Below are 26,154 nucleotides of genomic sequence, written 5' to 3'. Positions count from 1 at the left end.
CCACGTCGCACGACACGTGTCGCGTGTCACAGCATACGTAGGTGCCTGGCCGTGCGCCGCGGAAACGGAAGCGGCGCCGCCGCGCGGCACGACCGGCACCTCACTGCAAAGTCCCTGCCGTTGGTTTACTCTGCCTCGCAGCATTGCGCATTGCCCAGCCCGATCGGCCATCCGGCCGACTTCGTTTCAACCCGCCACTCGGAGACACTATGTACAAGCGTATTCTGGTTGCCGTCGACGGCAGCGACACGTCCCGCCATGCGTTCGATGCCGCGCTGGCGCTCGCGAAATCGCACGGCGCCGAGCTGCAACCGTTCTACGTCGTCGAGAACGCCGCGATCTACTACAACGTGCCCGGCTACGATCCGTCCGTGCTGCGCGATCAGCTCGTCGCGCAGGGCAACGCACTCGCGAAGGATTTCACCGCGCTGATGCAGGCAGCGGGCGTAAAGGGCGAGACGAAGCTGGGCGAAGCGACGTCGCTCAACGACGTGTCGTCGCTGATCCTCGAGGGCGCGAAAGCGTTCGATGCCGATCTCATCGTACTCGGCACGCACGGCCGCCGCGGGTTCCGCCGTCTCGTGCTCGGCAGCATCGCCGAGCAGTGCGTGCGCCACGCGACGCTGCCCGTGCTGCTGATTCCGGCGGCCGCCAACGTCGACGAAACAGTTGCGTGAGCAGCGTTCGGCATGCGCGGGCAGTCGCGACGTTTTGTCACCCGACAGCGGCAAGTTGCGGTGGGACAATGATTCCGTCGATTCAACGCCGGAGTAAACGATCATGCTGACGCCCGTCGCCACACGTCCCGCCGCCACGCCCCATGCTGGTAGCTGGGCTCCTCGCCAGGCCGCGCACTGCTCGTCGTGCGCCATGCGGCACCTGTGCATGCCGCAGGGCCTGGCGCCCGAAGCGCTCAGTCGCCTCGAGTCAGTCATCTGCGCGGCGCGCCCCGTCAAGCGCGGCGAAGCGCTGTTCCGCGAAGGCGACGCATTCGACAACCTGTACGCCGTGCGCTCGGGCTCGTTGAAAACCGTCGCGACGCGCCACGACGGCCGCGAGCAGGTCACCGGCCTGCATCTCGCCGGCGAAGCGCTCGGCCTCGACGGCATCTGCGACGACACGCATCCGCGCACCGCGGTCGCGCTGGAAGACAGCTCGGTCTGCGTGATTCCGTACAGCGCGCTCAAGACGCTGTGCTCGGAAGCCGGTTCGATGCAGTTGCGCATGCACAAGCTGATGAGCGAACAGATCGTGCGCGAAACGTCGCAAACGATGCTGCTCGGTTCGCTGAATGCCGAAGAACGCGTCGCCGCTTTCCTGCTCGACGTCTCGTCGCGCTACCTGAAGCGCGGGTACTCGCCGTCGGAATTCAACCTGCGGATGACGCGCGAAGACATCGGCAGCTACCTCGGCATGACGCTCGAAACGGTCAGTCGCACGCTGTCGAAATTCCAGAAGCGCGGCCTGATCGAAATGCAGGGCCGCCACGTCCAGATCGTCGATTTCGACGGTTTGCATCACGTCTGATGTGATGCCGCACGGCGCGCACCTCTCGCGCCGCCTGCGTCACGCGATCGGTCAATCGAGAAACAGCGCGGCGCGCGCCTTCAGCGCCGCGCTGAAATCGTCGAGCCAGCCGATCGACAAACGCCAGCTCTGCCAGTAAAGGTCGATGTCGATCGTTCGCCCGCGCGACATGTCGACCAGTTCACCCGCCGCCAGTTGGCGGTCGACCATCCGGTCCGGACACATCCCCCATCCCAATCCCGTTTCGCACGCACGCAGGTAGCCCGCGACGTGCGGTATCCAGTGCTGCGGCGGATCGAGATCCGCGCGCGTCACGCGCCGGATGAAACGCGCCTGCAGCCCGTCCTTCGGATTGAACATCACGCACGGCGCGCGGCGCAGCGCATCGCGCGTGATGCCCGCGTCGAAGTAGCGCTCGTAAAACGCCGGCGAGCACACCGCACGGTAGCGGATGCGCCCGAGCCGCTCCGACCGGCACCCCTGGATCGGCTCCGCCTGCGCGGTCACCGCGCCCTGCACGCTGCCGTCGCGAATGCGCGACGCGGTGTAATCCTGGTCGTCGATCACGAGGTCGAGCAACGTTTCGCGCTCCGTGCAGAACGGCCCGACCGCGTCAATGAACCACGTCGCGACGCTGTCGTCGTTGACGGCCACGCGCAACGTCGGCCACGTGCTCGCGATCTGGCCCGGCAATGCGGGCATCCGGCCGCCCAGCTCGGCCTCGAGCAGTTGCACGCGCTCGGTATGCCGGCACAGCAGCGCACCCGACGTCGTCGCGACGCATGGCTGCCCGCGCTTGACGAGCACGCTGCCGACCCGCTCCTCCAGCAGTTTCACGCGCTGCGACACGGCCGACGCCGTGACGTTCAGCTCCTTGGCCGCCCGCTCGAACGAGCCGTGCCGGATCACGGCCGCGAGGGCATCGAGCAACGCGTAGTCGAGCATTAGATTTCCTTAATCAGCATTAGGTGATTTAGCTTCTCTTATTTTCAGGCTGACCGCAGACTAGCGCTACCCGATTCATTCGTCTACTGCTTCCACAGCTGTCACCCATCATGAACTGGCTCGCTTTTTCCCACGGCGCCGCGCTCTGCGGCTCACTTATCGTCACCATCGGCGCGCAGAACGCATTCGTGCTGCGGCAGGGCATCATGCGCTCGCACGTCGGCAAGATCGTGCTGCTGTGCGCGCTGTCCGACATGATCCTGATCGGCGCGGGCGTCGGCGGCGCGTCGGCGCTCGTCGAACGCTATCCGACCTTCGTCCACGCGGTGCTGTACGTCGGCCTCGCGTATCTCGCGTGGTTCGGCATCAATGCGCTGCGCCGCGCGTTCAAGCCCGGCCACGAAACGCTCGACGTGCGCGGCGACGCGGTCGCGCCGCCGCCGCAGAGCGGCCTCGCGATCGTGCTGATGACGCTCGCGTTCACGTGGCTCAACCCGCACGTGTATCTCGACACGTTCCTGCTGATCGGCACGGCCGGCGCACGCGAGCCGGAAGGCGCGCGGCTCGCGTTCGCGATCGGCGCGATGGCGGTCAGCGTCGTGTGGTTCCTCGGGCTCGGCTACGGTGCGCGGCTGCTGGCGCCGTGGTTCCGCAAGGCCATGGCGTGGCGCGTGCTGGATGGCGCAATCGGCAGCATGGTGCTGTTTCTCGCGGCGGTGCAGTTGCGGTAAGGAGGGAAGGGTCGCGGCAGATCCGATCCGCCGCGACGTCGGGTTGTCCGCTCGCTGTTGCGAGCGGTGTCGCGTGCGGCGTCAGGCGGTCGACGTCGCATCGGGCAGCGTATTGCCACCGGCCGTCGCGGGCTGGTTGCTGGCCAGCTGAGGCTCGTTGGCCGCCGTCGGCTCCTGCTGCTTGGCCGGATCGGTCCTGGCCAATTGCGCAGCGGCATGCTCGGCCTTGTCGCCGGCGTAGCGCCAGTACAGAAACCTGTTGCCACGCTTACCCATGAAGTACTGTCGGTTGACCGTCCAGCGGCTCATCTCGGCAGGGCCAACGTATCCGTCTTCCATCTGCTTCTTGAAACCGGCAATCGAGTCGTGCACGTAGTGATCGAAGAACTTGTCGAAGATCGCGCGCGCTGCCGGATCGATCCCCCCCAGCCAGTTGCCCGTGACCCGAACAGCCGCATCGATGGCTTTTTCCTGCTCCGAAACAGATACGGTCAGATATCCACCGTTCGCATGACGCAGGCAATCCGTATCGTAATCCCACTCGCGATCGGTAATGGCCATATGATCGTCCACGCCACCCGGCGGTTTCAGACGTCCGTCCTTCAACCGTCGGCTTCTGCTGGCCCGCCACTGGTAATAGCGGTTCATGTGCCAGATGATCTGCGCCTCGAGCCTGTCGCTGTTCGGTGCCACGCCCGCGCTTTTGACACCTCCCTGGCCCATATAGACATTCCAAGCAGCCTCAAGGTCCTTGGAAATGTCGAACAGCTGCCCGGCGTCCGCCATCACCTCCTGCGGTGACCGGAACGGGACGCCGGCTTTCCAGGCCTCGATATAGAGATTGTTCAGCGCGACGTTGGCCAGCTCGTTGGTTCGACCTTCCTGGTAATTGCGCTCGTAACCGCCGCCTACGTCCGAGTGCATGCCCGGGTAGTACACTTCGCAGCAGTTCGCCGGAATCTTCTGATCTTCCCGCACCGAGTCACTGGGGAATTTTTCCCGGACCTCCTGCGAAGCCACGTAGTGAACGCACTGTCGGACATAGCCTGGTATGCGGATATCGTTCGCCCACTCAGCGTGACCTCCCTTGTCGATGTAGGCCAGGTAACCGCCGGCGTACGGTCCGAACGGTCCGAGCAAAGGCATGACGAGGATGGGTGCCGCACTCTCGAGGCGGCTGCCGCCAAAGCCCGTCGACGACACCGTATCAAGAATTCCAAGGAAGTAGACAACCAATTCGGGGCGATTCCCCTTCATGTTCTTCTTGTTCCACCAGAGCCGCCCGCCGATATTCTCGGCGAGTTGTTCGGTCAGCATGCGAACGAAGGCGCGTGCTTCCGTCGCGCCGCGAGAGAAGCCGAATACCGCCAGGTTGATCTGACTCACCGCCGGCATGTGGTTGGTCACGTGCTTGTCGAGCTCGTCGAGCATCCATCGGATGCGCAACTCGCCTTTTCTCGCGGCAGCCATACCGAGCGCATTGTCGAGACCTTTTCCGCTATCCCCCACTTTGCTGCACGGCGTGCCGACACCTTCGACATAACGCGCGACAGTCCGGGGAAACGCGTTGTCTTTGGCGTGCGCAAACTGCCAGAGCTTCGCGATATTGCTGTATTTGGTCAGTCTGACGTCCTTCAATCCACGGCCGTCCAGGTCGAAGTTGTTGCCCGTTCCGTCGAAGAAGGCCGTGAACCACACGGGTTTCGGGCACTCCTTGCATTGCTCGATCAGCAGCGGATCGAGAATCTCGCGCTGGGCACTTCGGATAGCATCCTCGGCCGGCGTGAGATCCGAGATGCGTCTGATGATGGGGGGATTGCTCATGGCGGTTTCGCTCCTGTTCCGGCAATGCGTCCGACATCAATTCCATTGGGTCGGCTTCTTGCGCCCATAGAACGGATTGGAAATTTCCTTCAGGCAGGCACGGCCGGCCAGCTTGCGCTGCTCGTCGCGCATTGAAAGCGACACCTTCGGATCCGGGCCATCGACCTGGAAATTCATGTCGCCTTCCACATGGCCATCGGGGAAGAAGTGCAACACGATACCGCCGCTTTTGCCCTTGACGGGAGGACGCGTGATCGTGATCTCGCCTTCACACCATGCCATCCCGGGTCGGGTTTCGCGATGCGTATATTCGTCGTAATCCGGAGACGACGCTTCCAGTGCGCGCTTGTCGACTACCCGCTCCCACCACACCTTGAACTTGCGGGGGGTTGTCCAGCGAAGATCCCATGCGAGGCTCGGTCTTTGCCCGCCGCCGCCTGTCCAGCGTGTCGCGTTCCGCGGCGTGGCACTCGCCCCATCTGCGCTTGCCGCATCGTCGAGGCTGTTCTTGTCGGGCGGCAGGAGGTAGACGCCGTAAATATCGTAGTCCGTATAGTTGAACGACCCCGCCGTAATGACGTCGTAGTTCGGGTCATTCCACTTGTTCGCGTCGCCGGGTGCCAGGCTTTCCTTTTCGGCATCGCCCGTGGTCTTGCTGCATGCGGCCGTGGAAAAAACCATCACGGACAGCACGGTGATCCAGCAGCGGTTCATGTTGAACATCCTTCTTTCCCAATCGATTTCATTCCGGGGCCGATTACGTCCATCCAACCAACCCGATAAAAGCAACGCACCGCGCCTGCGCCGCTAACCCGCCGCTTCCCGCATCTGCTGCCAGCCCTCGGCCGGAACAAGCCCCAGCGCCCGCGGAAAATCCTGTCCTTGCGCCACCGCGTCGAACACGGCAGCCATCGCCGGATGCTCGTCAAAGCGCGGGCCGTACCGTAGCGCCAGTTCGCAGTAGATCAGCAGCGACACCGCGCTTTCCGCGCCATGCGCCCGGCACCGCGCAAGCTGATCGCGCACGAAACCGTAGTGCTGCGCAGCCGGCAACGCCGCCAGCAGCGCGGGCTTCTCGGCGCGCAGCCGCTCGATCATCGTGTACGGATAACAGGCAGCCAGCAAGTCGTCCTCCCGTGCCTGGGACAACTGCAGCGGAAACTCGGCAGCCTGCCTGACGTTGGCAGGAGCGGCGATTTCCGCCGTCCGGATCTGCAGTTCGGTATCCAGATGAATCCAGTGCCGCACGCCTTGCGCCAGATGCGCGCGATGCGCCGCGGGCAGAATCTCGAGCCAGAACGGGAGCACGCGCGGATCGAAGAAGCGCATCAGCATCGCGCTCTCCATCTGCTCGAGCTGAACATCCACCATCGGTGCGAGATGCGCAGCCAGTTGCGCGAGCGTCAGTGGCGAAACCAGCACGCTCGCCGCCTGCCACGGAATGTGACGCGGATCGGTCTCGCCCACCGCATCGGCCCTGTCATCGGCGGGCTGCCATTCGAACAGCAGCGGCCCGACGATCCTCGCTTCGTCGTCGGCATTGTCGAGCAGCGATGCCCCGACAAACGCCGGCCACGACGCCTTTTCTTCATCCGGCGATGCATTCAGCAATGCACCGTCGACCAGGACGTAAGCTCGCAGCCCGTCCTGCGAGGACAATGCGGCCTGAAGCACCTCGACCGCCTGCGCGGCCTTCAACTCGTTCGTCATGCGTTGCCCTGCCTCAAGCCTTGGCCGCGAATGGCGACGCCATCGACGCCGCATTGACCATGCACGGTGCGCATGCCGTTCCCGGGAACGCCTGTGCGGGCACCGGCAGGCTGTCCGGCCCGATGAACGTATGCGACGCGGCATGCGCCGTCCATTCGCCCTTGGTCCCATGGACGATGCCGCTGCCGTTCCAGCGCGTATAGCTGGTCCCGCCATTGATCAGGACTTCTTCCTTTGCGGTGATGGTGATGCGGTTCGCATCCACCTTCACGTCCAGCTTGGCCAGCACGTTGATGCTGTCCTTCAGCGCCTGGATGTCGATGTCCGCGGCGGCGGCCACGAGCCGGATGCCTTTCTCGAATGCGGCGACGCGTACTGCCTCCTGCGCACTGACCAGCATGCTCTTGCCCGCGGCGACGCTCGTATGGGCGCCGCTCGTCAGCGCGACGTGCTGGTCGCTCGCGACATGGGTCGACCCCGTCGTCGTGGCCAGGATGCCGGCCGGGCTGGCAAGCGCCAGGAACGGCTGCGCGAACTCCGGAAACTCGCCCTGCTGCGGATTCCCGCCGCTACCTCTGAGGCCGTCGTTCTGCGTCCTGAGCGCCTGGTGGACGGCATCCTGGTCGCCGGACGCCTGCGCCTTCACGTCATGCGCGGCACCCGACAGCGATTCGTGCAGATCGTGTGCCTTCTCGAGGCGCGCGGCAGTCTCGTCGAGGTCGGTCGCATGGGCCCGCGCGTCGTAACGCGCCTCGCTGGTCACCAGCAGGCCCTTGGCGGCCCGCACCGCGCCATGCGCGTCGGTCCGCAATTCGAAACCACGCGCGCGCTGATCGGTGCGCCCCTGCGTCTTGTCGATGCGGACGTTGTGCCCCAGCGTCAGTTCGCTCGCGTCGGTATCGCTGCGCAGCTTGAGCTGGAGCTGTTGCGGCGTGTCGTCGAGCAGCACGTGATTCGAACGTCCGCCCGCAGCATTGCCGCTGTCGCCCGACAACTCGCGGCTGCGCAGCCCCGTCAGCACCTGCTGGTCTGGAAGCGCCCACGGCGGCATCCGTTCCGCGTTGTATGTAGTGCCCGCCACGATCGGCCGGTCGGGATTGCCGTCGAGGCACATCACGATCACCTCGCTGCCCACGCGGGGATGCGCGATCATGCCCTTCTCGCCGCCGGCCCAGCCGGCAGCCACGCGAATCCGTGCGCTGGTCTGCGCCGCACGATCCCAGTGGTACACGATGCAGACCCGACCGTACTCGTCGACGTCGACGCTGCCGGCGCCCTTCGCGCCCGCGATGGTCGCGGTTTGCGGTGCCAGCACGCGCACGGGTTCGCTGTTGAAGCCGCGGCCCGGGCGCCACGGCGTGTGCCGCAGGCCTGCGACGAAGCGGTTGCGATACTCCGGCTTGCCGTCGGCCTGCAGGTAATTGTTCGCCGCTTCGTGCCGGGCTTCGAGAATCAGGTAGCGGTGATCCTCCGGGCTGCCCGACGCCACACTGAAGTGATCGGACAGCTGGAACCAGCGCCCGGGCAGGATGCCGTGATGATTGCCGGCCCCGTCGAAACGCGATGCCGCCGCCTCGATCTCTTCCATGCGCACACGCGCCAGCGCATCGCCGGAGCGCGCGTCCTTCACGAAACCATAGTGCCCGACGTATTCGTGGTGCTCGACCTGCGGCGCGACACCCGGCGGGTGAAGCGTCGGAATCTGCGCATGGGCGGCATGCGGCGCCTTGAAGTCGAACGCCGTCGCGCTGTAACTGCCCGCGGACAGCGACCGTACCGCTGACCATTGCGAAATGGCGTCCGCGGCCATCGGGCCGTCATGCGTCTGGAAGCGGATCTCCGGCGAGCGGCCGTCGATCGCCGGACACTGCACCGTGCTGTCGTCACCGACGATCAACTTCAGCCCCTTCTCGTCGTGCTCCCACCAGTACAGGTAGCCGACGGCTTCCAGATGACGAACGATGTAGTTCCAGTCGCTTTCCCCGAGGCCGCCACCCTGAACGTTCATCGTACGAGCCGGATCGTCGCCGCGCACGCGCCATTCCCAGGACGGCGCGAGCCCCTGGTAATCGGCGAGTAGCGCGCCGATCTGCTGCTGAAGCGACTGCCCGAGGAACAGGCGGTTGTTCACGCGCGTCCGCAGGAAGTGGCTCCACGGGCGCAGCACGGCACGATATTGCGCGACCGAATCGTCGTTGCGGACGAGCGAAAACTCCGTGCAATAGCCGGTGAAATGACGCAGGCCGCCATCGGGGCGCACCATCGACACCGCGAGCAGCTTGCCCAGCATGTCGGCAAGCGTGACGCCCGCCTCGCCGGACAACAGCGTCAGTTCGAACGTGAAGTCGATCCCGAGCCCCTCATGCGCGACGAGCCGTTCGACGACCAGCCGCGCCGGACGATGCCTGCCGTACGAGTCGGTGACCGAGGGTGCGTCGTCGTGAGGGAAAGACAGCGTGAGCAGGCGCTTGTCTTGCAGGAAAAACGGAGTTCGAATGAATGCCGCAAGGTCAGCCATGACCGCCTCAGGATGTTTTTTCGTTCGTATGGCAGCGGCCTGCTGCCTCCCATAATTTTGGGATGAAAGGATATCGTAGACACCGACCGGCGACAACGCCGACCCACCCGGCAATTTATTCTCATCACACCATAAAATCGGTAATAAATACAATATCTTGCCGCATACCGGGCGGCGCTCGAACGGATGATGCATCCACGATGACGTCGCTTGATCCGGCATCCCGACACACGGCCTTGGGACACGCCGTTTTGCGCACGGTGGGCGGAACCTCATGCTGCGCTCGGCCGTCTCAACGCGACCGGCTTCATCTCCCGCGGTCCAATCCCCTCACCTCGCAGCACCCGGAGAGAAACATGGCACTACGCACCCTCGGCACGTCCAACATCCAGGTTTCGCCGCTCGCGTTCGGCGGCAACGTCTTCGGCTGGACCGTCGACGAGAACACGTCGTTTGCGCTGCTCGACGCGCTCGCCGACACCGGCATCAACTTCATCGACACGGCCGACGTCTATTCGGCCTGGGTCCCCGGCAACCACGGCGGCGAATCGGAAACGATCATCGGCAAGTGGCTGAAGCGCTCCGGCAAGCGCGAGCAGGTCGTGATCGCGACCAAGGTCGGCCTGCTGGGCGCGCGCGCGGGGTTGTCGAAAGACAACATCCTGAAGGCGGTAGACGACTCGCTGCGTCGCCTGCAGACCGACTACATCGACCTGTATTTCTCGCATCGCGACCTCGCCGATACGGCCCCGCTCGAAGAAACGCTCGGCGCCTATCAAACGCTGATCGACGCGGGCAAGGTGCGGATCATCGGCGCATCGAACTACAGCGGCGCACGGCTGCGCGAAGCCGCCGACGTCAGCCAGCGCGACGGCCTGCCCGCGTACCAGGTCATCCAGCCCGAGTACAACCTGCTCGACCGCGCCGATTACGAACGCGATCTCGAACCGGTCGTGCGCGACCTGAAGCTCGGTGTCGTCAACTACTACGCGCTCGCGAGCGGGTTCCTGTCGGGGAAGTACCGCAGCGAGGCCGACCTGAAGAAGAGCGTGCGCGGCGATCGCGTCGCCGGGTATCTCAATGATCGCGGGCTGCGTATTCTTGCGGCACTCGACGCGGTAGCGGCAAAGCACGGCACACAGCCGGCCGCCATCGCGCTCGCCTGGCAGATCGCGCGGCCGACGATCACCGCGCCGATCGCCAGCGCGACGTCGCTGGCGCAGCTGGCATCGCTCGGCGAAGCGATCCGCGTTCAGCTCGATCAGGACGACATTCGCCGGATCGACGAAGCCAGCGCGGCCTGAAGTCAGCTGTAGCAGGCCGGTCGATCGGATCGCGCAGTCCGCGCGGTTCCGCGACCGGCCGGTGTCATGTGCGCGCGCTTGTCACGGCATTCGCGGGGGCGGGTCATTCGTGAGTGGCGGGTGAATACAACGGCGCGGGTCCGGGCGGCCCGCCGCACAATCTGCGATGCGTCGGTGATGCCGCGCATCGTGTCCGGCAACACGAACGCGCCGACGATCATGATGGCGGAGCGCTGCGCCGAATTCATGCTCGCGGAGTAACGCAACGCGGCGCGCGGACGTTTGCGTTCACGACAATAAAAAGACGGCGCGCGAGACACGCGCCGCCGCTTCATCTGCATCACCTGCTGCAATCACCCCCCGTCCGTCCGCGCCGCCTCGCGCAGCGCCATCGGCGACGCGCCATAGCGCTCACGAATCGCACGGCTGAAATGAGCCTGGCTCGAAAAGCCCCAGCGGAACGCGATTTCGCCGACACTCGTCTTGCGCAGCCGCGCATCGGTCAGCTCGCGATACGCATGCGACAGCCGCTCCGACCAGATGTGCTGCGTGATCGACTCGCCTTCGGCCGCGAAGAGCCGGCTCAGATGCCTCAGCGACAGTCCAACCGCGTCGGCGACGGCCTGCGGCCCGAGTTCCGGATCGCCGAGATGCGTCGCGATGTACTGCTTCGCGGTCAGCAGATACGACAGGGACGCACGTGACGCACCCGCACCGTTCACATCCGCATCGATGAGTTCCGCGACCAGCGTACGCGTGTGTTCGGCGAACTGCGCGGCGTCACGCTCGACCGGATCCCTCATGAAGCGCTCGACGCTCGCGCGCAACGTCGCGCCGAGCATCGCGCCCGCGCCCGGTTTCGGCGCGATCCGCAGCGGCAGCGCCGCCAGTTCCGCATCGAGCCGGTCGTCGAACGTCGTGATCGGGATATCGATCAGCAGCTGCCGCATCGGCGTCAGGAATCCGAACAGATAGGGCACGCGCGTGTCGTAGACGACGACATCGCCGGCGTCCGCGAGCAGGCAACGGTCCCGCTGGATGAAATACGCGCGCCCGCTCAGGATCTGGCACGCAAACAGCGACTCCTTCGGCAACTGGCGCACCAGCGCGGGGCTGCGCTCGATCACGTGATCCTGGCCGCTGATGTCCGCGATGCCGAGGCCCGGCAGCGCGATATCGGTCTTCTCGACCTCGAGCCCGGCCGGCGACAGCGACGAACAGCGCAGCCCGACCAGCGTCGCCGCATTGAACGCATCCCAGTACGCCATCCTGTCGCGCGCCGGCACGTCGGCCGTCGAGCCTCGCGTGCGGGAAAAAACGGTCGAATTCGTCACGTCGCCTCCTGCGGGCGCCTGTCGTGCGGAGCGGCACGGATTGGGGGATGGTTCGCCTGGATTCTGGTGCGATGCAATGTCCGGCGCGGTCAAGCAATTCGTCCAGCCCAGTCAAGAGCGGCGCGCACCGGCTGGCTAAAGTCGAGCCCACGACAACTGATACCCAAGGAGACAAACCGTGGTCGACAAAGCCGTAGCCGAATTCTGGCAAAACATCCCGCCGATTGCCAATCCGTTCAAGCCCGATGCACTGCCCGAAGCGTACATCGCGAACGCGGCCACCGACGACGAGCGCTATTACGTTCCGTTCACCGAAACGGTTTCGTCGCGGCCGCTGTGGATCTCGCCGTCGCAGAACAAATGGTGCGACATCCTGATGGCGAAGGAAGCCGGGCTCGTGAACCGGCACTATCACCCGCACGAGGTGTTCGCTTACACGCTGTCGGGAAAGTGGGGTTATCTGGAGCACGAATGGACCGCGACGCGCGGCGATTTCGTGTACGAAACGCCGGGCGAAGGCCACACGCTCGTCGCGTTCGATCACCCGGAGCCGATGCGCGCGTTCTTCATCGTGAAGGGGCCGCTGATCTGGCTCGACGAAGCAGGCAATCCAGACGGCTACTTCGACGTGCATTCGTACATCGCGATGTGCAAAGCGCACTACGAGAAGGTCGGCCTCGGCGCGCAAGCGATCGAGAAGCTGTTCCGCTGACGCGCGGCGAGGCTCACCATGACATCCCCTTCCGTCTCCCGATCCGCGTGGACGTATGAGAACCGGTTGCTGCTAATCCTGTTCATGACGTTCGGCTTCGTGTTCTTCGACCGCCTCGCGCTGTCGTTCCTGTTCCCTTTCATGTCGGCCGAGCTGCACCTGACGAACACGCAGCTCGGCATGGTGTCGTCCGCGCTCGCGCTCACGTGGGCATTGTCCGGCGCCGCGACGGGCGCGTGGTCCGACGCGCGCGGCACGCGCAAGCCGCTGCTGATCGCGGCCGTGCTCGGCTTTTCCGTGTGCTCGGCGCTGTCGGGGCTCGTCGGCGGCTTCGCGAGCCTGATCGCGTTCCGCGCGCTGATGGGCATCGCCGAAGGCCCCGTGCTGCCGCTGTCGCAATCGCTGATGGTCGAAAGCTCGACGCCGAGCCGCCGCGGGCTGAACATGGGCCTGCTGCAAGGCTCCGCCGCCGGCCTGCTCGGCGCGATGATCGGCCCGCCGGTGGTCATCGGAATCGCGACCACGTACGGCTGGCGCGAGGCGTTCTACGTGTCGTGTATTCCCGGCTTCCTGATCGCACTCTGCATCTGGCGCTGGGTGCGCGAAGCGCCGCCCGGCGGCGTGCGGCACGCGCAGGCCGAACCCGGCGGCGCACCGGCCGCGAGCGGCGCGGCAGTCAACCGATGGGCGCTGCTGAAGGAGCGCAACATCCTGCTCTGCGTGCTGATCAGCGGCTTCTTTCTCACGTGGTTCGTCGTGATCATCTCGTTCGCGCCGGTGTTCCTCGTGGAAAGTCGCCATCTGTCGCCGTCCGACATGGGCGTCGTGATGACCTGCCTCGGCGCCGCGTGGGTGTTCTGGGGCTTCGCGGTGCCGGCGATCTCCGACCGGATCGGCCGCAAGCCGACGATGATCGTGTTCGCGCTGATCGCGGCCGTATGCCCGGTCGTGATGATCCATGCCGGCTCGCTGTGGGCGCTCGGCGCGCTCGTGTTCGCCACGTACACGGGCCTCGGCTGCTTTACGCTGTTCATGGCGACGATCCCGGCCGAAACGGTGCCGCCGCGCGCGATCGCCAGCGCGCTTGGCCTGATCATGGGCGCGGGTGAGTTGATCGGCGGCTTCGTTGCACCGACCGTCGCCGGCTTCGCGGCGGACAAATACGGCCTGCAGTTCGCGATGTGGACGTCGGCTGCCGGCGCGATCCTCGCGTGCGTGCTGTCGTTTGGCCTCGTCGAGACCGCGCCCGCCGTGCTGCGCAAGCGCGCACTCGCCGGCTCGGCCGCGAACCATCTCGATCCACAAAACCTCGGAGGCCACTGACATGCGGGCACTTCAATGGCATGGCCCGCGCGACGTCCGTCTCGTGGAAATCGACACGCCGCGCGTCGGCCCCGGTGACGTGCGCATCGCGGTCGCGTACTGCGGGATCTGCGGCAGCGACCTGCACGAATATGCGGACGGCCCGCACGCGATTCCGGTCGACACGCCGCATCCGCTGTCGCGCCGCACCGCGCCGCTGACGCTCGGCCACGAGTTCTGCGGCACCGTCGTCGAAGTCGGCGACGGCGTGACGGCGCTGCGCGCGGGCGATCGCGTCGCGGTCGAGCCCGAGTATCGCTGCAGCCAGTGCGCGTATTGCCGCGCGGGGTCGTACAACCTGTGCGTGTCGATGGGCTTCGCCGGGTTGATGGGCGACGGCGGCATGGCCGACTTCGCGGTCGTGCCGGCGTACATGCTGCATCGCCTGCCTGACGGCGTGAGTCTCGAGCAGGCCGCGGTGATGGAGCCGGCGGCCGTCGCGCTGCACGCGTTGCGGCGTGGCGAACTGCGGCTCGGCGAAACCTGTGCGGTGTTCGGCCTCGGCCCGATCGGCCTGCTGCTGATCATGCTCGCGAAACTGCAGGGGGCGACCACGATCGTCGCCGTCGACGTCTCGCCCGAACGGCTCGCGGCGGCCGCGCGCTTCGGCGCGACGCATACGTTCGACGCACGCGCACTCGATGCATCCGCGCTGCAGGACGCGATCCACGCGGCCACGGGCGGGCTCGGCGTCGATGCGAGTTTCGAAGCGGCCGGGCTGCCGGCCGCGTTCGAATCGGCGATGCAGGCACTGCGCAAGGGTGGCCGTGTCGTGATGGTCGGCCTGATGCCGCATGCCGGCTTCGACGCGTTCCGCGCGGTCAACGACGAGCTGACCTTCACGGCGAGCGTCGGCTACCGGCATGCGTACGAAGACCTGCTGCGCATCGTCGCGTCGGGCGCGCTCGATCTCACGTCGATCGTCACGCGCACCGTGTCGCTCGAAGACGCCGTCGCCGACGGCTTCGACGCGCTGCTCGCCGACCGCGCGCAAATCAAGATCCTCGTTTCACCCGCGCAACGGCCCGACCGTCGCGCGCACACCATCGGGAGCGTCGAGCATGAGTCGTCAGTGGTCGTTTGAGGGGCAGTCCGTCGTCGTGACGGGCGGCACGTCGGGCATCGGTGCGCGCACGGCGATGCGGTTCGCGGAAGCCGGCGCGTCGGTTGTCGCGCTCGGGCTCAATGCGGCTGGCCCGCATGCGCCCGTGCATGCGGGCGTTCGCTGCGTGGAACTCGACGTGACCGACAGCGATGCGCTGACGCGCACGATCGCGGCGCTGCCGCGGCTCGACGTGCTCGTCAACGGCGTCGGCATCAGCCGGCACGCGGACGAATACCGGATGGACCAGTTCGAGCTCGTGCTGAACGTGAACCTGACGTCGGTGATGCGTGCCTCCGACGCCGCGCGGCCGGCGCTGTCGGCACACGGTGGCAGCATCGTCAACGTCGCGTCGATGTACACGTACTTCGGCAGCAAGGACCGGCCCGCGTACAGCGCAAGCAAGGGCGGCATCGCGCAGCTCACGCGCTCGCTCGCGCAGGCGTGGGCCGATCGCGGCATTCGCGTGAATGCGGTCGCGCCCGGCTGGATCGATACGCCGCTCAGCAGCGGCCTGATGGCCGACATGCAGGCGTCGCGGCGCATCCTCGAACGCACGCCGCTCGGGCGCTGGGGCACGGCCGACGAAGTCGCGGACGTGATCCTGTTCCTGTGCTCGCCCAGCGCGTCGTTCGTGACCGGCGCTGTCGTGCCGGTCGATGGCGGGTATTCGACGGTCTAGCACGCGGCTGAGCGGGCATCGGCACGCCCGCGATTGCTGCCGATGCCCGTCACACATCGATTTCCTTCGGTTGTCACTGAGCCGGGATCATCCGGTTCAGCTTTGTTCACATCAATCAGTAGTCCAATCAAAAATATCCGACTCGATCGGAAACATGTGAGGAGCACATTGGAGATGACGAAAAAGACCCTTCTGGCGCTCGCGGCATGCACCATTCCCGCCGTGTCGTTCGCGCAGAGCAGCGTGACGATGTTCGGGCTGATGGATGCCGGCATCAGCTACGTCAGCAATCAAGGCGGCCACGGCGCCGCGAAGTTCGACGACAACATCTTCTTCCCGAACCTGCTCGGTTTCGAAGGCAAGGAGGATCTCGGCGCGGGCACGCGCGCGATCTTCCGGCTCGTCAACCAGTATTCGCTCGGCAACGGCTCGATCATCGGCGGCGGGCTGTTCGCGCGCACCGCCTATGTCGGGCTGCAGAACGACCGGTACGGCACGCTGACGCTCGGCAACCAGTACGAGTTCATGGTCGATTCGCTGGCCGCGAGCGGCAACGAGATCGCGCAGGATCTCGTCGGCCTGTACGGCTTTCGCAACGGGCCGTTCGACAAGCTCGCGTTGCCGAACAACCCGACCGGCGCCTTCGACTGGGATCGCGTCGCGGGCAGCAATCGCGTCGCGAATTCGGTCAAGTACACGAGCCCGTCGCTGTCGGGACTGACCTTCGGCGCGCTGTACGGCTTCGGGAACGTCGCGGGGTCGGTCGGCGCGAACAACACGGTCAGCGTCGGGGCGAGCTACGACAACGGCCCGTTCGGCGCGGGCGCCGCCTATACGAACCAGAAGTACGGCGCGACGAACGGGCTGCCGCCGACCAGCGTGCGCAACTGGGGCGCGGGCGTGCACTACACGCTCGGCACGGTCACCGGGAAAGCGCTCTTCACGACGGTACGCAACGCGCAGAACGGCGCGGGCGCATGGTCGGCGGAAGCCGGTGCCGCATGGCGGCCGTCGCCGGCATGGGTGATCGGCGCGAGCTATACGTACATGAAGGGCAACGACACGCTCGACAACGCGCATGCGCACCAGTTCCTGGCTGCCGTCCAGTACTGGCTGTCGAAACGCACGATGGTGTACGTGGCGGGCGTGCATCAGCGCGCGAACCACGGCAGCAACGCGCAGATCAATGGCGTGATGGATGCGAACGGCGCGTCGAGCGGCGCGCTGCAGTCGATCGCGCGGGTCGGGTTCAGCACGCGGTTCTGACGGAAGGGGGAGCGGCTCCCCATGGTTCCGGTCGAGCGTGCATCGACCGGAACCATCGGCTCAAAACTTGTGCCGTATGCCGATCGACGCGGAAATCTGCTGGCGCGAACTCGATGGCGAGTTGTAATAGATCTGCGCGTACTGCGCGTCCCCTGCGGCCTTCTGGAAGATGCCGACCAGAAAGAGATCGGTGCGCTTCGACAGGAACCAGTCGATGCCGGCATCCACCTGGTGCCATTTCGGCGACTTGCCGGTCGGTTGATAGCGACCGGTCGTGTAGATGTAGCCCATGCCGATCAGGACGGTCGGCGACAGGAAGTCGGTCACCGTCAATTCGTAGTTGGTGAGCCTGAGCCGCGACTGGTCGACATAGTCGAACAGCACGTGAGTAAGCATCAGCGAGACCTTCGCGGGGCCGACCGCATAGGATCCGCCGATACCGGCCATCTGCTGCTTGTCGACGCCCGCGCCCGTCGCACTCGTCGCGAACGGCGACGTGAATCCGTAGTCGCCCGACACGGCCCCTGACGGGTTCGCCGCGTCGTTCGGCCGGTTGACCGCGTGATAGGCGATGCCGGCACTCAACGGCCCGTTCGCATAGGTCAATCCGGCATTGAAGTCACGGTTGACGGAAAAGCCGCCCGCCATGTTCGACAGCGCATACGCCGACAGCAACCGGAAACCCGCCACCTCGGGGCTCTTGTACTGGACCGTATTGTTCACGCGGAACGTCGGGAAAATGTTGTCGTTGTCGCCGATCGGCGGCCCATAGGTCGCAAACTGCACGGCCGCCTCGTAAGGGGCGAGCGTCTGCGCCATGGTGTCGATCTGGCGGCCGAACGTGAGCTGGCCGAGCCGCTCGTTGGCAAGGCCAACGAATGCTTGCCGCCCGAAGAGGCGCCCGCCCTGGCCCAGCGTGCCGGTCGACAGGTTGAAGCCGTTCTCCAGCGTGAAGATCGCCCGGTTGCCGCCCCCCAGATCCTCCTTGCCCGTGATCCCCCATCGCGGCGCCTGCTGGACCCCGCTGGCCAGTTGCCACTGCCGGTGCCCGCCGGCATTGCTCGTGTACATGACGCCTTCCGACAGCAGTCCGTACATCGTTACGCTGCTTTGAGAATGCACCGCTCCAGCGAGCACCAGAAACAGGCAAGGCCATGCCAGACGCATTTTCATTCGATTCCCCGCGCAAGAAGGTTGACGTCGCACATCGTTAGGATTCCGTCGAAACCTTATAATTTATAAATTTTCATGTCCATATAAAATATGGAATTCTTGCAAAACCCGTGGTTTTCCCTATAAATTGGGCGTCTGCATATACTTTTGGGACGCGTCCGGGCGCACCCGGCGACGTCAGGGACAGGACATGGTGCAAAGACCGCAAACACTGCAACGCGCGGGGGCCGACGCCCCGAAGGCGACGCTTTCGGAACAGGCCTACGAATACCTGCAGAACGACCTGCTGTCCGGTGCCTTTCCGCCGGGAGAAAAGCTCAAGCCGCAGACGCTTCAGGAACGCTATGGCGTCGGCATCAGCCCCATTCGCGAAGCGCTGATGCTGCTCAGTTGCGACGGGCTCGTGACGAACGAGGGCCAGCGCGGCTTCAGGGTTGCCGAAGCCTCACGGGACGATCTGCTCGACATCCTCGAGGCGCGCAAGAAAATCGAAGGCGAACTGCTTGTCGACGCGATCAAGCATGGCGACGAGGAATGGGGTGCGCAGATCACCGCAGCCTTCTACAAGCTGGTCCATACGCCGCTGCCCGCACCCGACGACATCCAGGCGGCAAATCGCTGGGAACTCGCCCATCGACGCTTCCACGCATCCCTGATCAGCGCCGCCCGCTCAGCGTGGCTGCGTCGCATCGACGAACAACTCGTGCGGCATTCCGAGCGCTACCGCCGCATGCGCTTCACCGCACCGCTTCCAAAGGAAGCGCTCGCTCGCGACATCGTCAGGGAACACCAGGAGTTGATGGAGGCCGTACTGGATCGCGACGCACCGCGCGCGCGCAAGCTCCTGCTCGCGCACATCGACGAAACCGCACAGGTTGTCGCGCAACTGCTGCCCTGATCCGGCATAGCGCGATCGCGACGAGCGCTCGTCTCGAGCGCCTGTCAGGCTGCCGAGTGGGGCGTCGGGTCGAGCTTGCGGCCCGGCACACCGGGAAACGGCAGGATCGCGGCAAGCACGGCCGCTGCCGCGATGCTGCCGGCCATGAAGAACAGCGCATTGGAGAAGTCGGGCGAGTGCCCACGAATCCAGCCGATCGCATAAGGCCCGATGAAGCCCGACAGGCCGCTGATGGTGTTGACCAGCGCCAGCCCGCCGGCTGCGGCCCGACCGGTCAGGAACGACGACGGGATCGACCAGAAGACGCTTAGCGAAGCGCCGATTCCGACCATCGCAACGCAGACGAACGCCAGTTCCAGTGCAGCCGAGTGAACGAGTGCGCTTGCCAGCAAGCCGAGGCTGCCGACCGCCAGCGGAATCGCCAGATGCCAGCGGCGCTCACGAGTCCTGTCCGAATGCCGGCCATTGAGCACCATCGCAATCGCGCCGAGCAGGAACGGCAACGCGCTCAGCATGCCAACCTGGATCGTCGACATCGCCGCCATCTGCTTGACGATCTGGGGCAACCACAGCGTGATGCCGAAGAAGCCCGTTCCGACCAGCAGATAAAGCATCCCCAGCAGCCAGACGATCGGTTCCCGCATCGCCACGCCCAGCTTCTCGGTTCCCAGCGATGCCGCGGCGTCACGATCGCGCTGCATCGTGTCGACGAGCCATGCGCGCTCCGGCGCCGACAGCCACTTGGCATGCTCCGGTTCGTCCGACAGGAAAAAGTACGCGCACACGCCGAGCACAACGGCCGGCACCGCCTCGAGGATGAAGATCCACTGCCACCCGGCCAGGCCGGCGACGTCGCCCATCGACAGGATCGCGGCCGATAGCGGCGCGCCAACCACGACAGCGATCATGTTGGCCGACATCACCTGCCCGATCGCGCGGGCCCGCTGCTCCGCCGGAAACCAGCGGGTCAGGTAATAGAGCACGCCCGGCAGGAAGCCGGCCTCCGCCACGCCGAGCAGGAAGCGGATCGCCACGAAGCTCGTCGCGTTGAAGACGAACGCCTGCAACGCGGAAACGATGCCCCAGGTCACGATGATGCGTGCCAGCCACAGGCGGGCGCCGAAGCGCTGCAGCGCCAGATTGCTCGGAATCTCGAACAGGATGTAGCCGATGAAGAAGATGCCCGCGCCAAAGCCGTAGAGCTCAGGCGTGAAATGAAACGTCTTCGTCATGTCGAGCGCCGCGAAGCTCACGTTGACCCGATCGAGGAAATTCACGAGCCACAGCACGAACAGCAACGGCACGATCTTGAGTGTCACCTTGCGCATGGTGCCTACGGCAACCGCCTGAACCATCGTCGTCTCCTGACTTGTTTGTCATCCCCGCGGATCGCCTGCCCGCGAAGGCGGATGCTCTGCTGCCGCGTTCCGCGACGGCGGTCATCCGATGTGGCGCATTGTTGGTCGGCCAATAACCACCGTCAACATAAATTTTGGTCTTTTTATAAATTATTGGCTGTTCTATGATGTCCGGCATGCTAACCAACCGGTGCGCGGCGGCCCGCCGTCACCGGCACGATAACCATGAGGAGACCCATTGATCCCGTCGCCTTTTCAACTGGATGCGCAGATGCCGCTGCCAACGGCCGAAGCGGAAAACTATGCCCGTACCGCACTGTCCTGGGCGCAGGACGTCCCCGCCGGCATCGCTTGCGAACGGAATGTCAGCTACGGACCGAGCCGCCTCCACCGCTACGACGTTTTCCACGCGAGTCACGCCGACAAACCGCCGGTCGTCATCTTCTGGCACGGCGGCGGCTGGACGAACGGCTACAAGGAGTGGGGGCACTTCATGGCGGAGCATGTCGTTCGCCTCGGCGCAACGCTCGTCCTGCCCGACTACCGCCTCGCGCCCGAAAGCCGGATGCCCGCCGCGTTCGACGACTGCGCACTGCTCCTGCGCGCGCTGGCCGCATCGCCGGGCTTCGCGGGCAACCTGAAGCAGGTCTACGTCGCGGGGCATTCGGCCGGCGGTCATCTGGCCGCGTTGACGGCGTTGCGCCTGGGCGGGCGCGACGACGCGATCGATGGCGGCGTGACGATACGAGGATGCGCACCGATCAGCGGAATCATGGATCTGGCACATCCGTCCCCGCCGGCAGGCAGCCTGGAAGCACGGGTGTACGACATGGTGCTCGGCGATGCGGACGACGATGGCCTCTTCAGCCCCGTCTGCTGGACCGCCGGTAATACGGTGCCGTTCGCACTGAGCTACGGGGAGCACGATTCGGAACGCGTGATCCGGTCGAATCGTCGGCTGGCGAGCCTGCTGGCCTGCCAGTCGGCCCCGGTCGTGTGCCGCGAAGCGCGCGACTTGAACCACTTTGAAACACATCTCGCGCTGCGAGATCCGGATTGCGACTGGTACGCGATGCTCGACGGCCTGATGCGGGGGAACGTGCAATGAAGGAAGTCATCGATACCGGCCTGCCATCGCTCGGCCAGCCGTTCTCATGGGCGGTACGCGCGGGCAATCTGGTGTTCACTGCGCATGGCCCCGTCCGGTCCGACGGCAGCGTCGACACGGGACCGATCGAGGATCAGGCACGACTGACCTTTTCCAATCTGGCGCAAACGATGGCCGCCGCTGGCGGCTCGCTCGACGACGTCACACAGGTGCAGATCCAGATGACCGATGTCGACAGCATGCCGATCATCGACAACGTCTACCGGGAATATTTCCGCGCCCCCTATCCCAACCGATCGAGCGTGGTCGTCAAGGCGCTCGTCGTGCCGGGCATGGGCATCGAGATCGTGGTCAATGCCGTGCTGCCGGGTTGAAGCGATCCGGGCACGATGTGCGCGTCGTCACGGTATGAAGCGGCCGATCGTGCGAATCGGTTCGCCACGCGATTCCGGCCCACGGCCAATCCAGTCGGCGATCCTGTAGCTGCCGCTGCAACCGGATCGCCCGACGACCCGGGCGCAGCGCCAGCAAGTCACGCATCCTGCCGGTGCGCAGACGACTAACCCGACGAATCCAAACCACCCCCATCCTGCATCGCCGCATCCCGACACTGCGACGGCGTGACACCGAAGCGCCGGCGAAACAGGCGCGCGAAATACGCCGGATCGGAAAACCCCGACTGCAGCGCGAGGCGCGTAATGCTCGCCCCGTCGGCGCCGGTCTGCGACAGCACTTCGTGGCACTTCTCGAGCCGCAGGCGCTGGATCATCGCCTGCGGCCGCTCGCCGATTGATTCGAACGCCTGGTAGAGCGTGCGACGGCACACCTTCAATGCCTCCGCGATACGATCAGGCGACAGTTCGCCGTCGTCCAGATGCCGATGGATGTATTGCTGCGCATCGCGCAGCAACGTCTCGCGGATCTTGCGCCGTGAAGCGGGCGCCGTGCCGTCCGTAAAATCGATGGTCTCGGCGAGCAACGTCGCCACCAGTTCCAGCACGCCGAAGCGGCTGCGCGGATTCATGCGCCGCCCCTCGGCGATCATCGCCTGCAGGCTGGCGAGCGCCACGGCCGCGCCGCCCGTCGTCGGCATCGCACGGCCGATCGCGTGCCGGGCCAACGCCGGCAGCGCGTCATGATCGGCCACTTCGCACAGCATCGTGACGAATTCGCCGTGTGTGTCGCTTTGAATCCAGTACGGGCTGCTCGCCTCGTACAGCGTGAAATGCCCGGGCGGCACGATCACTTCGCTGGCACCCTGCTCGAGTCTCGCCACGCCGCTCAGTTGCCAGATCACCTTGACGTAGCGGTGCTTCAGCGTCTTGCAGGCGTCGCGCCCGATGGAGGCGCTATGCGCGCTGGCCGCAATGCGCGCCACGCGGCAGCGCGCATGGTCGAACACGTCGACGCTTGCGTCGAATTCGCCGGACGAACCGGCGTTGAGCTCCAGCGGAAAGAACCGATGCCGGATCTGCTCCGACCAGCACGACACGCCGCCCTCCCGCGGCGGCGGATGCGCGTCCGAATCGATCATGACGTTCACCTCCAGAAATATCCGGGTTTCAAGTACGTCCATTGCCTCGCCGCCTGCGTGCGCATGCAGCGGGCGCGACGATCGACTCGCCCGGCTTCCGGCCATGCGCGGCGACACGCGCCCGGCCAGCATCGATGAGAGGGGATCGGCTCGTAGCGTACGGCGCGTCGATGCAAAAGAACATTCGCACAACTCCCATGCGCGGCCGGAACGCTACCTGACGCAGTAAAGATTTCACCTAGATGCACCGCACTCCTGATGGCTCTGCACGCAAACACATGCGATCGAGAATCTGGCGCGGCACCCTGCTGACGGGCGGAAACCGGCCTCCGGCCGGGCTTCACGTACGTGGCCGATGCCGTCCCGCACGCCGCCCGAAGACAAACGGCGGCCGCTCGCACGCCGCAGGAGGAGACAAACGATGAAACGACTTTCCATTTCCGTGACGCTGTCCACGCTCATGGTCGCGCACGGCGCTCACGCAACCGAAGGCGGCGGCTCCGTCTACCCGACCGGGGCGGAAGGCTACCTGTGCTGCGCACTGCCGCCGCCGGGACTCTATGCACTGATCTACGCGGAGCGCTACCACGCCGGTGAACTGCGCGACAACGACGGCCGCAACGTCGCGCCGCCGGACTTCAGCCTCACCGCCTACGCGGTGACGCCGCGGATCGTGTGGGTGACGCCCTATACGTTTGCCGGCGCGTCACTGGCCATGCATGCGCTGCTTCCGCTCGTCACGCTCGACGTACACGCGGGCGGGCAATCGCAACGGCGCACCGGCGTCGGCGACATGACGTTCGGGCCGGCGCTCGGCTGGCACGTCACGCCGACGCTCCACACGCTGCTCGCCGTCGATGTCTTCGCGCCGACGGGCGGGTACGACAAAAGCGACCTGGCCAACGTCAGCCGGAATTACTGGGCGATCCAGCCGATCGCCGGCGTGTCGTACGGCGGCCGCACCGGGCCGGTGTTCGATGCCAAGCTCATGTGGACCTTCAACCAGCGCAACCGCGCGACGGACTACCGGTCCGGCCAGGAATTCATCGTCGACTATTCAGCGGGCTGGGGTTTCGGCAACGGCCTGACGATCGGCGCGGGCGGCTATGTCTACCGGCAGATGACGGACGATTCCCAGGCCGGGCAAACCCTCGCCGGCCGTCGCGGCCGTTCGTTCGCGATCGGCCCGTCGATCAAGTACGACAGCGGGAAAGGCTGGTTCGTGAACGCCAAATACCAGATGGAAAGCGATGTGCGAAACCGCCCGGAAGGCGCGGCGTTCTGGCTCAAGGCCGTGTTTCCGCTCTGATGCGAACGGATCCGCGTCGGCGTTGCCCGACGCGAAGTCAGCGCAGGTCAGCCCTGCGCCGCCTCTTTCACCGACCGAGCAGCAGATCAGCGCCGCGTTCGCCGATCATGATTGCCGGCGCGTTGGTGTTGCCGCTCGGCACCTGCGGGCAGATCGAGCAATCGATCACGCGCAGATTGGCGAAGCCGTGCACGCGCAGCGTCTTCTGGTCGACCACCGACGTCCGCGGGTCCGTACCCATCCTGCAGGTGCCGGCCGGGTGATAGACGGTCTTGACGTCCTGCCGCACGAATCGCTCGATCGCCGGCAGATCGTCCGGATCGATCCGGGCAGGCGCGACGATTTCCTTCACGTGCGCCTGCAGCGCCTTCGCCGACAGGATCCTGAGCCCGGCCTGAACGGCCCGGATCTGGCCGTCGAGGTCGGCCGGGTCGCTGAGGAAGTTCGCATCGATCCTCGGAAGATCCGACGGATCCTTGCTGCGCAACGCCACCTGCCCGCGCGATTTCGGTTGCAGATGGCCGACCTTGACCGACATGCCGTGCTCGCTCGCGGGCGGCTTCTCTCCCGGCGTATTGTCGAAGTTGTCGAGCAGCGGCAGGAAATGGAACTGTACGTCCGGCCGCCCGGTGCCCAGCGTGTCGATGAATGCGCCGCCTTCGAGGATGTTACTGGTCAGCAGCCCGCTCCTGAAGCACTTCCATTGCAGGAAATGGCGCATCGCCCGGAGCCCGGTGTTCTCGCCGTAGAGGCTCGCCGGTGTGCGAATCGACGCCTGCACCGACATGTGCAGATGATCGTGGAAATTCCGGCCGACCGGCAATGCGGCAACCGTATCGATCCCGAGCGCGGCAAGATGCTCCGCCGGCCCGATGCCGGACAGCATCAGCACCTTCGGACTCCCGATCGCCCCCGCGCTCACGACGACCTCGTTGCGCACGCGTACTGACACGGGCGCATGGCCGCCTTCGCTGAATTCGACCGCGACCGCACGCCCCGCATCGGTCCGGATCCGGTGCACGAGCGCGCCGGTCACCACCTTCAGCTTCGCGTCGTCGCGCACCGACGCCAGATAGGTCTGTGCCGTGCTTGCGCGTTCGCCGTTGCGCGTCGTCGTCTGGTAATAGCCGATGCCCTGCTGCACTTCGCCGTTGAAATCGTTGACGTAGCGCAGCCCCATCTCCTGCCCGGCCCGGATGAACGCAGCCGTCAACGGATGGCGATAACGGTTCTCGCTGACGGGCAGCGGACCCGTCTGGCCGTGATACGCAGGCCCCAGGCTTTCGTTCGCTTCCGCCTTCATGAAATACGGCAGCACGTCGTCGTAGCGCCAGTCCGTGCATCCCCACTGCGTCGCCCAGTCGTCGTAGTCGTCGCGCTGCCCGCGGATGTAGATCATCCCGTTGACCGAACTGCCGCCGCCCAGCACCTTGCCCTGCGCGATGATCATGCTGCGACCGTTCGCGTTCGGCTGCGGTTCGGTCATGTACGGCCACGATTTCTTCTGGAACACCTGCATCACGCCGCCCGGAATCCGGTGAAACGGATTGTCGTCGCGCGTGCCGGCTTCCAGCAGCAGCACCGAACCGGCGTTCTGCTGGATCAGCCGCGCGGCCACGACGCAACCGGCGGAACCCGCGCCGATGACGACGTAATCGAAGGTCAGGTCTTGAGTAGTCATGTGTCTGTCGAATGGGATAGGCGGGCGAGCAATGCTCGCGATCTTGTTGTTGTGTCTCCGAGCCGGCACGTGCGCG

The 26,154-nt window shown here is 65.5% G+C and carries 23 protein-coding genes and 1 pseudogene; 14 read left to right on the top strand and 10 right to left on the bottom strand.

Translation table 11 applies throughout. The annotated features are described in order from the left end of the window. The first annotated feature begins 209 nt into the window (after nucleotides 1-209). Nucleotides 210-677, top strand: a complete 468-nt coding sequence (locus G3N98_RS07515; protein WP_089473828.1) for a universal stress protein — start codon at nucleotides 210-212, stop codon at nucleotides 675-677. Nucleotides 678-780: 103 nt separating this feature from the next. Then, complete coding sequence (gene fnr, locus G3N98_RS07510; RefSeq protein ID WP_085038217.1) at nucleotides 781-1,527, top strand: fumarate/nitrate reduction transcriptional regulator Fnr; 747 nt, start codon at nucleotides 781-783, stop codon at nucleotides 1,525-1,527. A gap of 51 nt (nucleotides 1,528-1,578) precedes the next feature. Here fnr and G3N98_RS07505 read toward each other — a convergent pair whose 3' ends face one another. Then, nucleotides 1,579-2,472, bottom strand: a complete 894-nt coding sequence (locus G3N98_RS07505; RefSeq protein WP_174976023.1) for a LysR family transcriptional regulator ArgP — start codon at nucleotides 2,470-2,472, stop codon at nucleotides 1,579-1,581. 110 nt (nucleotides 2,473-2,582) lie between these two features. Between G3N98_RS07505 and G3N98_RS07500 the strand changes: the two genes are divergently transcribed. After that, the gene (locus G3N98_RS07500; RefSeq protein ID WP_089473826.1) at nucleotides 2,583-3,203 is read left to right on the top strand and encodes a LysE/ArgO family amino acid transporter; all 621 of its coding nucleotides are present in this window, start codon (nucleotides 2,583-2,585) and stop codon (nucleotides 3,201-3,203) included. Between the two features lie 81 nt (nucleotides 3,204-3,284). Here the strand turns inward: G3N98_RS07500 and G3N98_RS07495 are convergent, their stop codons facing one another. From G3N98_RS07495 to G3N98_RS07480, 4 genes are all read right to left on the bottom strand, one after another. Then, entirely contained in the window at nucleotides 3,285-5,027 is a 1,743-nt protein-coding gene (locus G3N98_RS07495) for a DUF2235 domain-containing protein (RefSeq protein ID WP_206147794.1), read from the bottom strand. Nucleotides 5,028-5,063: 36 nt separating this feature from the next. Continuing rightward, nucleotides 5,064-5,750: a DUF3304 domain-containing protein gene (locus tag G3N98_RS07490; RefSeq protein ID WP_241025798.1), complete on the bottom strand. Its 687-nt coding sequence runs from the start codon at nucleotides 5,748-5,750 to the stop codon at nucleotides 5,064-5,066. An 84-nt stretch (nucleotides 5,751-5,834) separates the two neighbouring features. Further along, a complete protein-coding gene (locus G3N98_RS07485; protein ID WP_206147793.1) occupies nucleotides 5,835-6,737 on the bottom strand; it encodes a DUF4123 domain-containing protein in 903 nt (300 codons plus the stop codon). 13 nt (nucleotides 6,738-6,750) lie between these two features. After that, a complete protein-coding gene (locus tag G3N98_RS07480) occupies nucleotides 6,751-9,255 on the bottom strand; it encodes a type VI secretion system Vgr family protein (protein ID WP_206147792.1) in 2,505 nt (834 codons plus the stop codon). 356 nt (nucleotides 9,256-9,611) lie between these two features. On the opposite strand from G3N98_RS07480, the gene G3N98_RS07475 reads away from it, so the two are divergent. Further along, nucleotides 9,612-10,559: an aldo/keto reductase gene (locus G3N98_RS07475; RefSeq protein ID WP_206147791.1), complete on the top strand. Its 948-nt coding sequence runs from the start codon at nucleotides 9,612-9,614 to the stop codon at nucleotides 10,557-10,559. A gap of 159 nt (nucleotides 10,560-10,718) precedes the next feature. After that, nucleotides 10,719-10,820 (top strand): annotated as a pseudogene (locus tag G3N98_RS07470) (GMC oxidoreductase); the annotation flags it as partial. 92 nt (nucleotides 10,821-10,912) lie between these two features. Here G3N98_RS07470 and G3N98_RS07465 read toward each other — a convergent pair. Continuing rightward, nucleotides 10,913-11,893 carry a helix-turn-helix domain-containing protein gene (locus G3N98_RS07465; RefSeq protein WP_206147790.1) on the bottom strand — a complete coding sequence of 327 codons (981 nt, stop codon included), beginning with the start codon at nucleotides 11,891-11,893 and terminating at the stop codon, nucleotides 10,913-10,915. A gap of 178 nt (nucleotides 11,894-12,071) precedes the next feature. Between G3N98_RS07465 and G3N98_RS07460 the strand changes: the two genes are divergently transcribed. The 5 genes from G3N98_RS07460 (at nucleotide 12,072) to G3N98_RS07440 (ending at nucleotide 17,017) form a co-directional block, all read left to right on the top strand. Further along, nucleotides 12,072-12,605 carry a 2,4'-dihydroxyacetophenone dioxygenase family protein gene (locus G3N98_RS07460; RefSeq protein ID WP_043186175.1) on the top strand — a complete coding sequence of 178 codons (534 nt, stop codon included), beginning with the start codon at nucleotides 12,072-12,074 and terminating at the stop codon, nucleotides 12,603-12,605. An 18-nt stretch (nucleotides 12,606-12,623) separates the two neighbouring features. Beyond that, the gene (locus tag G3N98_RS07455) at nucleotides 12,624-13,928 is read left to right on the top strand and encodes an MFS transporter (protein WP_206147789.1); all 1,305 of its coding nucleotides are present in this window, start codon (nucleotides 12,624-12,626) and stop codon (nucleotides 13,926-13,928) included. Between the two features lies 1 nt (nucleotide 13,929). Beyond that, entirely contained in the window at nucleotides 13,930-15,051 is a 1,122-nt protein-coding gene (locus tag G3N98_RS07450) for a 2,3-butanediol dehydrogenase (RefSeq protein ID WP_206147788.1), read from the top strand. Beyond that, nucleotides 15,029-15,751: an SDR family oxidoreductase gene (locus tag G3N98_RS07445; RefSeq protein ID WP_206147787.1), complete on the top strand. Its 723-nt coding sequence runs from the start codon at nucleotides 15,029-15,031 to the stop codon at nucleotides 15,749-15,751. The genes G3N98_RS07450 and G3N98_RS07445 overlap by 23 nt, the downstream gene beginning before the upstream one ends. Nucleotides 15,752-15,925: 174 nt before the next feature. Beyond that, nucleotides 15,926-17,017, top strand: coding sequence for a porin (locus G3N98_RS07440; RefSeq protein ID WP_206147786.1), 1,092 nt, complete (start codon nucleotides 15,926-15,928; stop codon nucleotides 17,015-17,017). A 60-nt stretch (nucleotides 17,018-17,077) separates the two neighbouring features. Here G3N98_RS07440 and G3N98_RS07435 read toward each other — a convergent pair whose 3' ends face one another. Further along, nucleotides 17,078-18,184: a porin gene (locus G3N98_RS07435; protein WP_346779077.1), complete on the bottom strand. Its 1,107-nt coding sequence runs from the start codon at nucleotides 18,182-18,184 to the stop codon at nucleotides 17,078-17,080. A gap of 133 nt (nucleotides 18,185-18,317) precedes the next feature. Between G3N98_RS07435 and G3N98_RS07430 the strand changes: the two genes are divergently transcribed. Beyond that, a complete protein-coding gene (locus G3N98_RS07430) occupies nucleotides 18,318-19,088 on the top strand; it encodes an FCD domain-containing protein (protein ID WP_241025796.1) in 771 nt (256 codons plus the stop codon). Between the two features lie 44 nt (nucleotides 19,089-19,132). Here G3N98_RS07430 and G3N98_RS07425 read toward each other — a convergent pair whose 3' ends face one another. Further along, nucleotides 19,133-20,443: an MFS transporter gene (locus G3N98_RS07425; protein WP_206147784.1), complete on the bottom strand. Its 1,311-nt coding sequence runs from the start codon at nucleotides 20,441-20,443 to the stop codon at nucleotides 19,133-19,135. A gap of 274 nt (nucleotides 20,444-20,717) precedes the next feature. On the opposite strand from G3N98_RS07425, the gene G3N98_RS07420 reads away from it, so the two are divergent. After that, a complete protein-coding gene (locus tag G3N98_RS07420; protein ID WP_206147783.1) occupies nucleotides 20,718-21,554 on the top strand; it encodes an alpha/beta fold hydrolase in 837 nt (278 codons plus the stop codon). Then, the gene (locus G3N98_RS07415; RefSeq protein WP_011356743.1) at nucleotides 21,551-21,928 is read left to right on the top strand and encodes a RidA family protein; all 378 of its coding nucleotides are present in this window, start codon (nucleotides 21,551-21,553) and stop codon (nucleotides 21,926-21,928) included. The genes G3N98_RS07420 and G3N98_RS07415 overlap by 4 nt, the downstream gene beginning before the upstream one ends. Nucleotides 21,929-22,113: 185 nt before the next feature. On the opposite strand, the gene G3N98_RS07410 is transcribed toward G3N98_RS07415, so the two are convergent. Further along, nucleotides 22,114-23,088 carry a helix-turn-helix domain-containing protein gene (locus G3N98_RS07410; protein ID WP_241025795.1) on the bottom strand — a complete coding sequence of 325 codons (975 nt, stop codon included), beginning with the start codon at nucleotides 23,086-23,088 and terminating at the stop codon, nucleotides 22,114-22,116. A gap of 421 nt (nucleotides 23,089-23,509) precedes the next feature. Between G3N98_RS07410 and G3N98_RS07405 the strand changes: the two genes are divergently transcribed. Next, entirely contained in the window at nucleotides 23,510-24,397 is an 888-nt protein-coding gene (locus tag G3N98_RS07405) for a transporter (protein ID WP_206147781.1), read from the top strand. Nucleotides 24,398-24,464: 67 nt separating this feature from the next. Here G3N98_RS07405 and G3N98_RS07400 read toward each other — a convergent pair whose 3' ends face one another. Beyond that, complete coding sequence (locus tag G3N98_RS07400) at nucleotides 24,465-26,078, bottom strand: GMC family oxidoreductase N-terminal domain-containing protein (RefSeq protein ID WP_206147780.1); 1,614 nt, start codon at nucleotides 26,076-26,078, stop codon at nucleotides 24,465-24,467. Nucleotides 26,079-26,154: the final 76 nt, after the last annotated feature.

The sequence above is a fragment of the Burkholderia sp. Tr-20390 genome (assembly GCF_017104595.1).
Classification (GTDB): domain Bacteria; phylum Pseudomonadota; class Gammaproteobacteria; order Burkholderiales; family Burkholderiaceae; genus Burkholderia.
The sequence above is the reverse complement of the archived record's forward strand: the minus strand, read 5'-3'. Positions and strand labels throughout refer to the sequence as shown.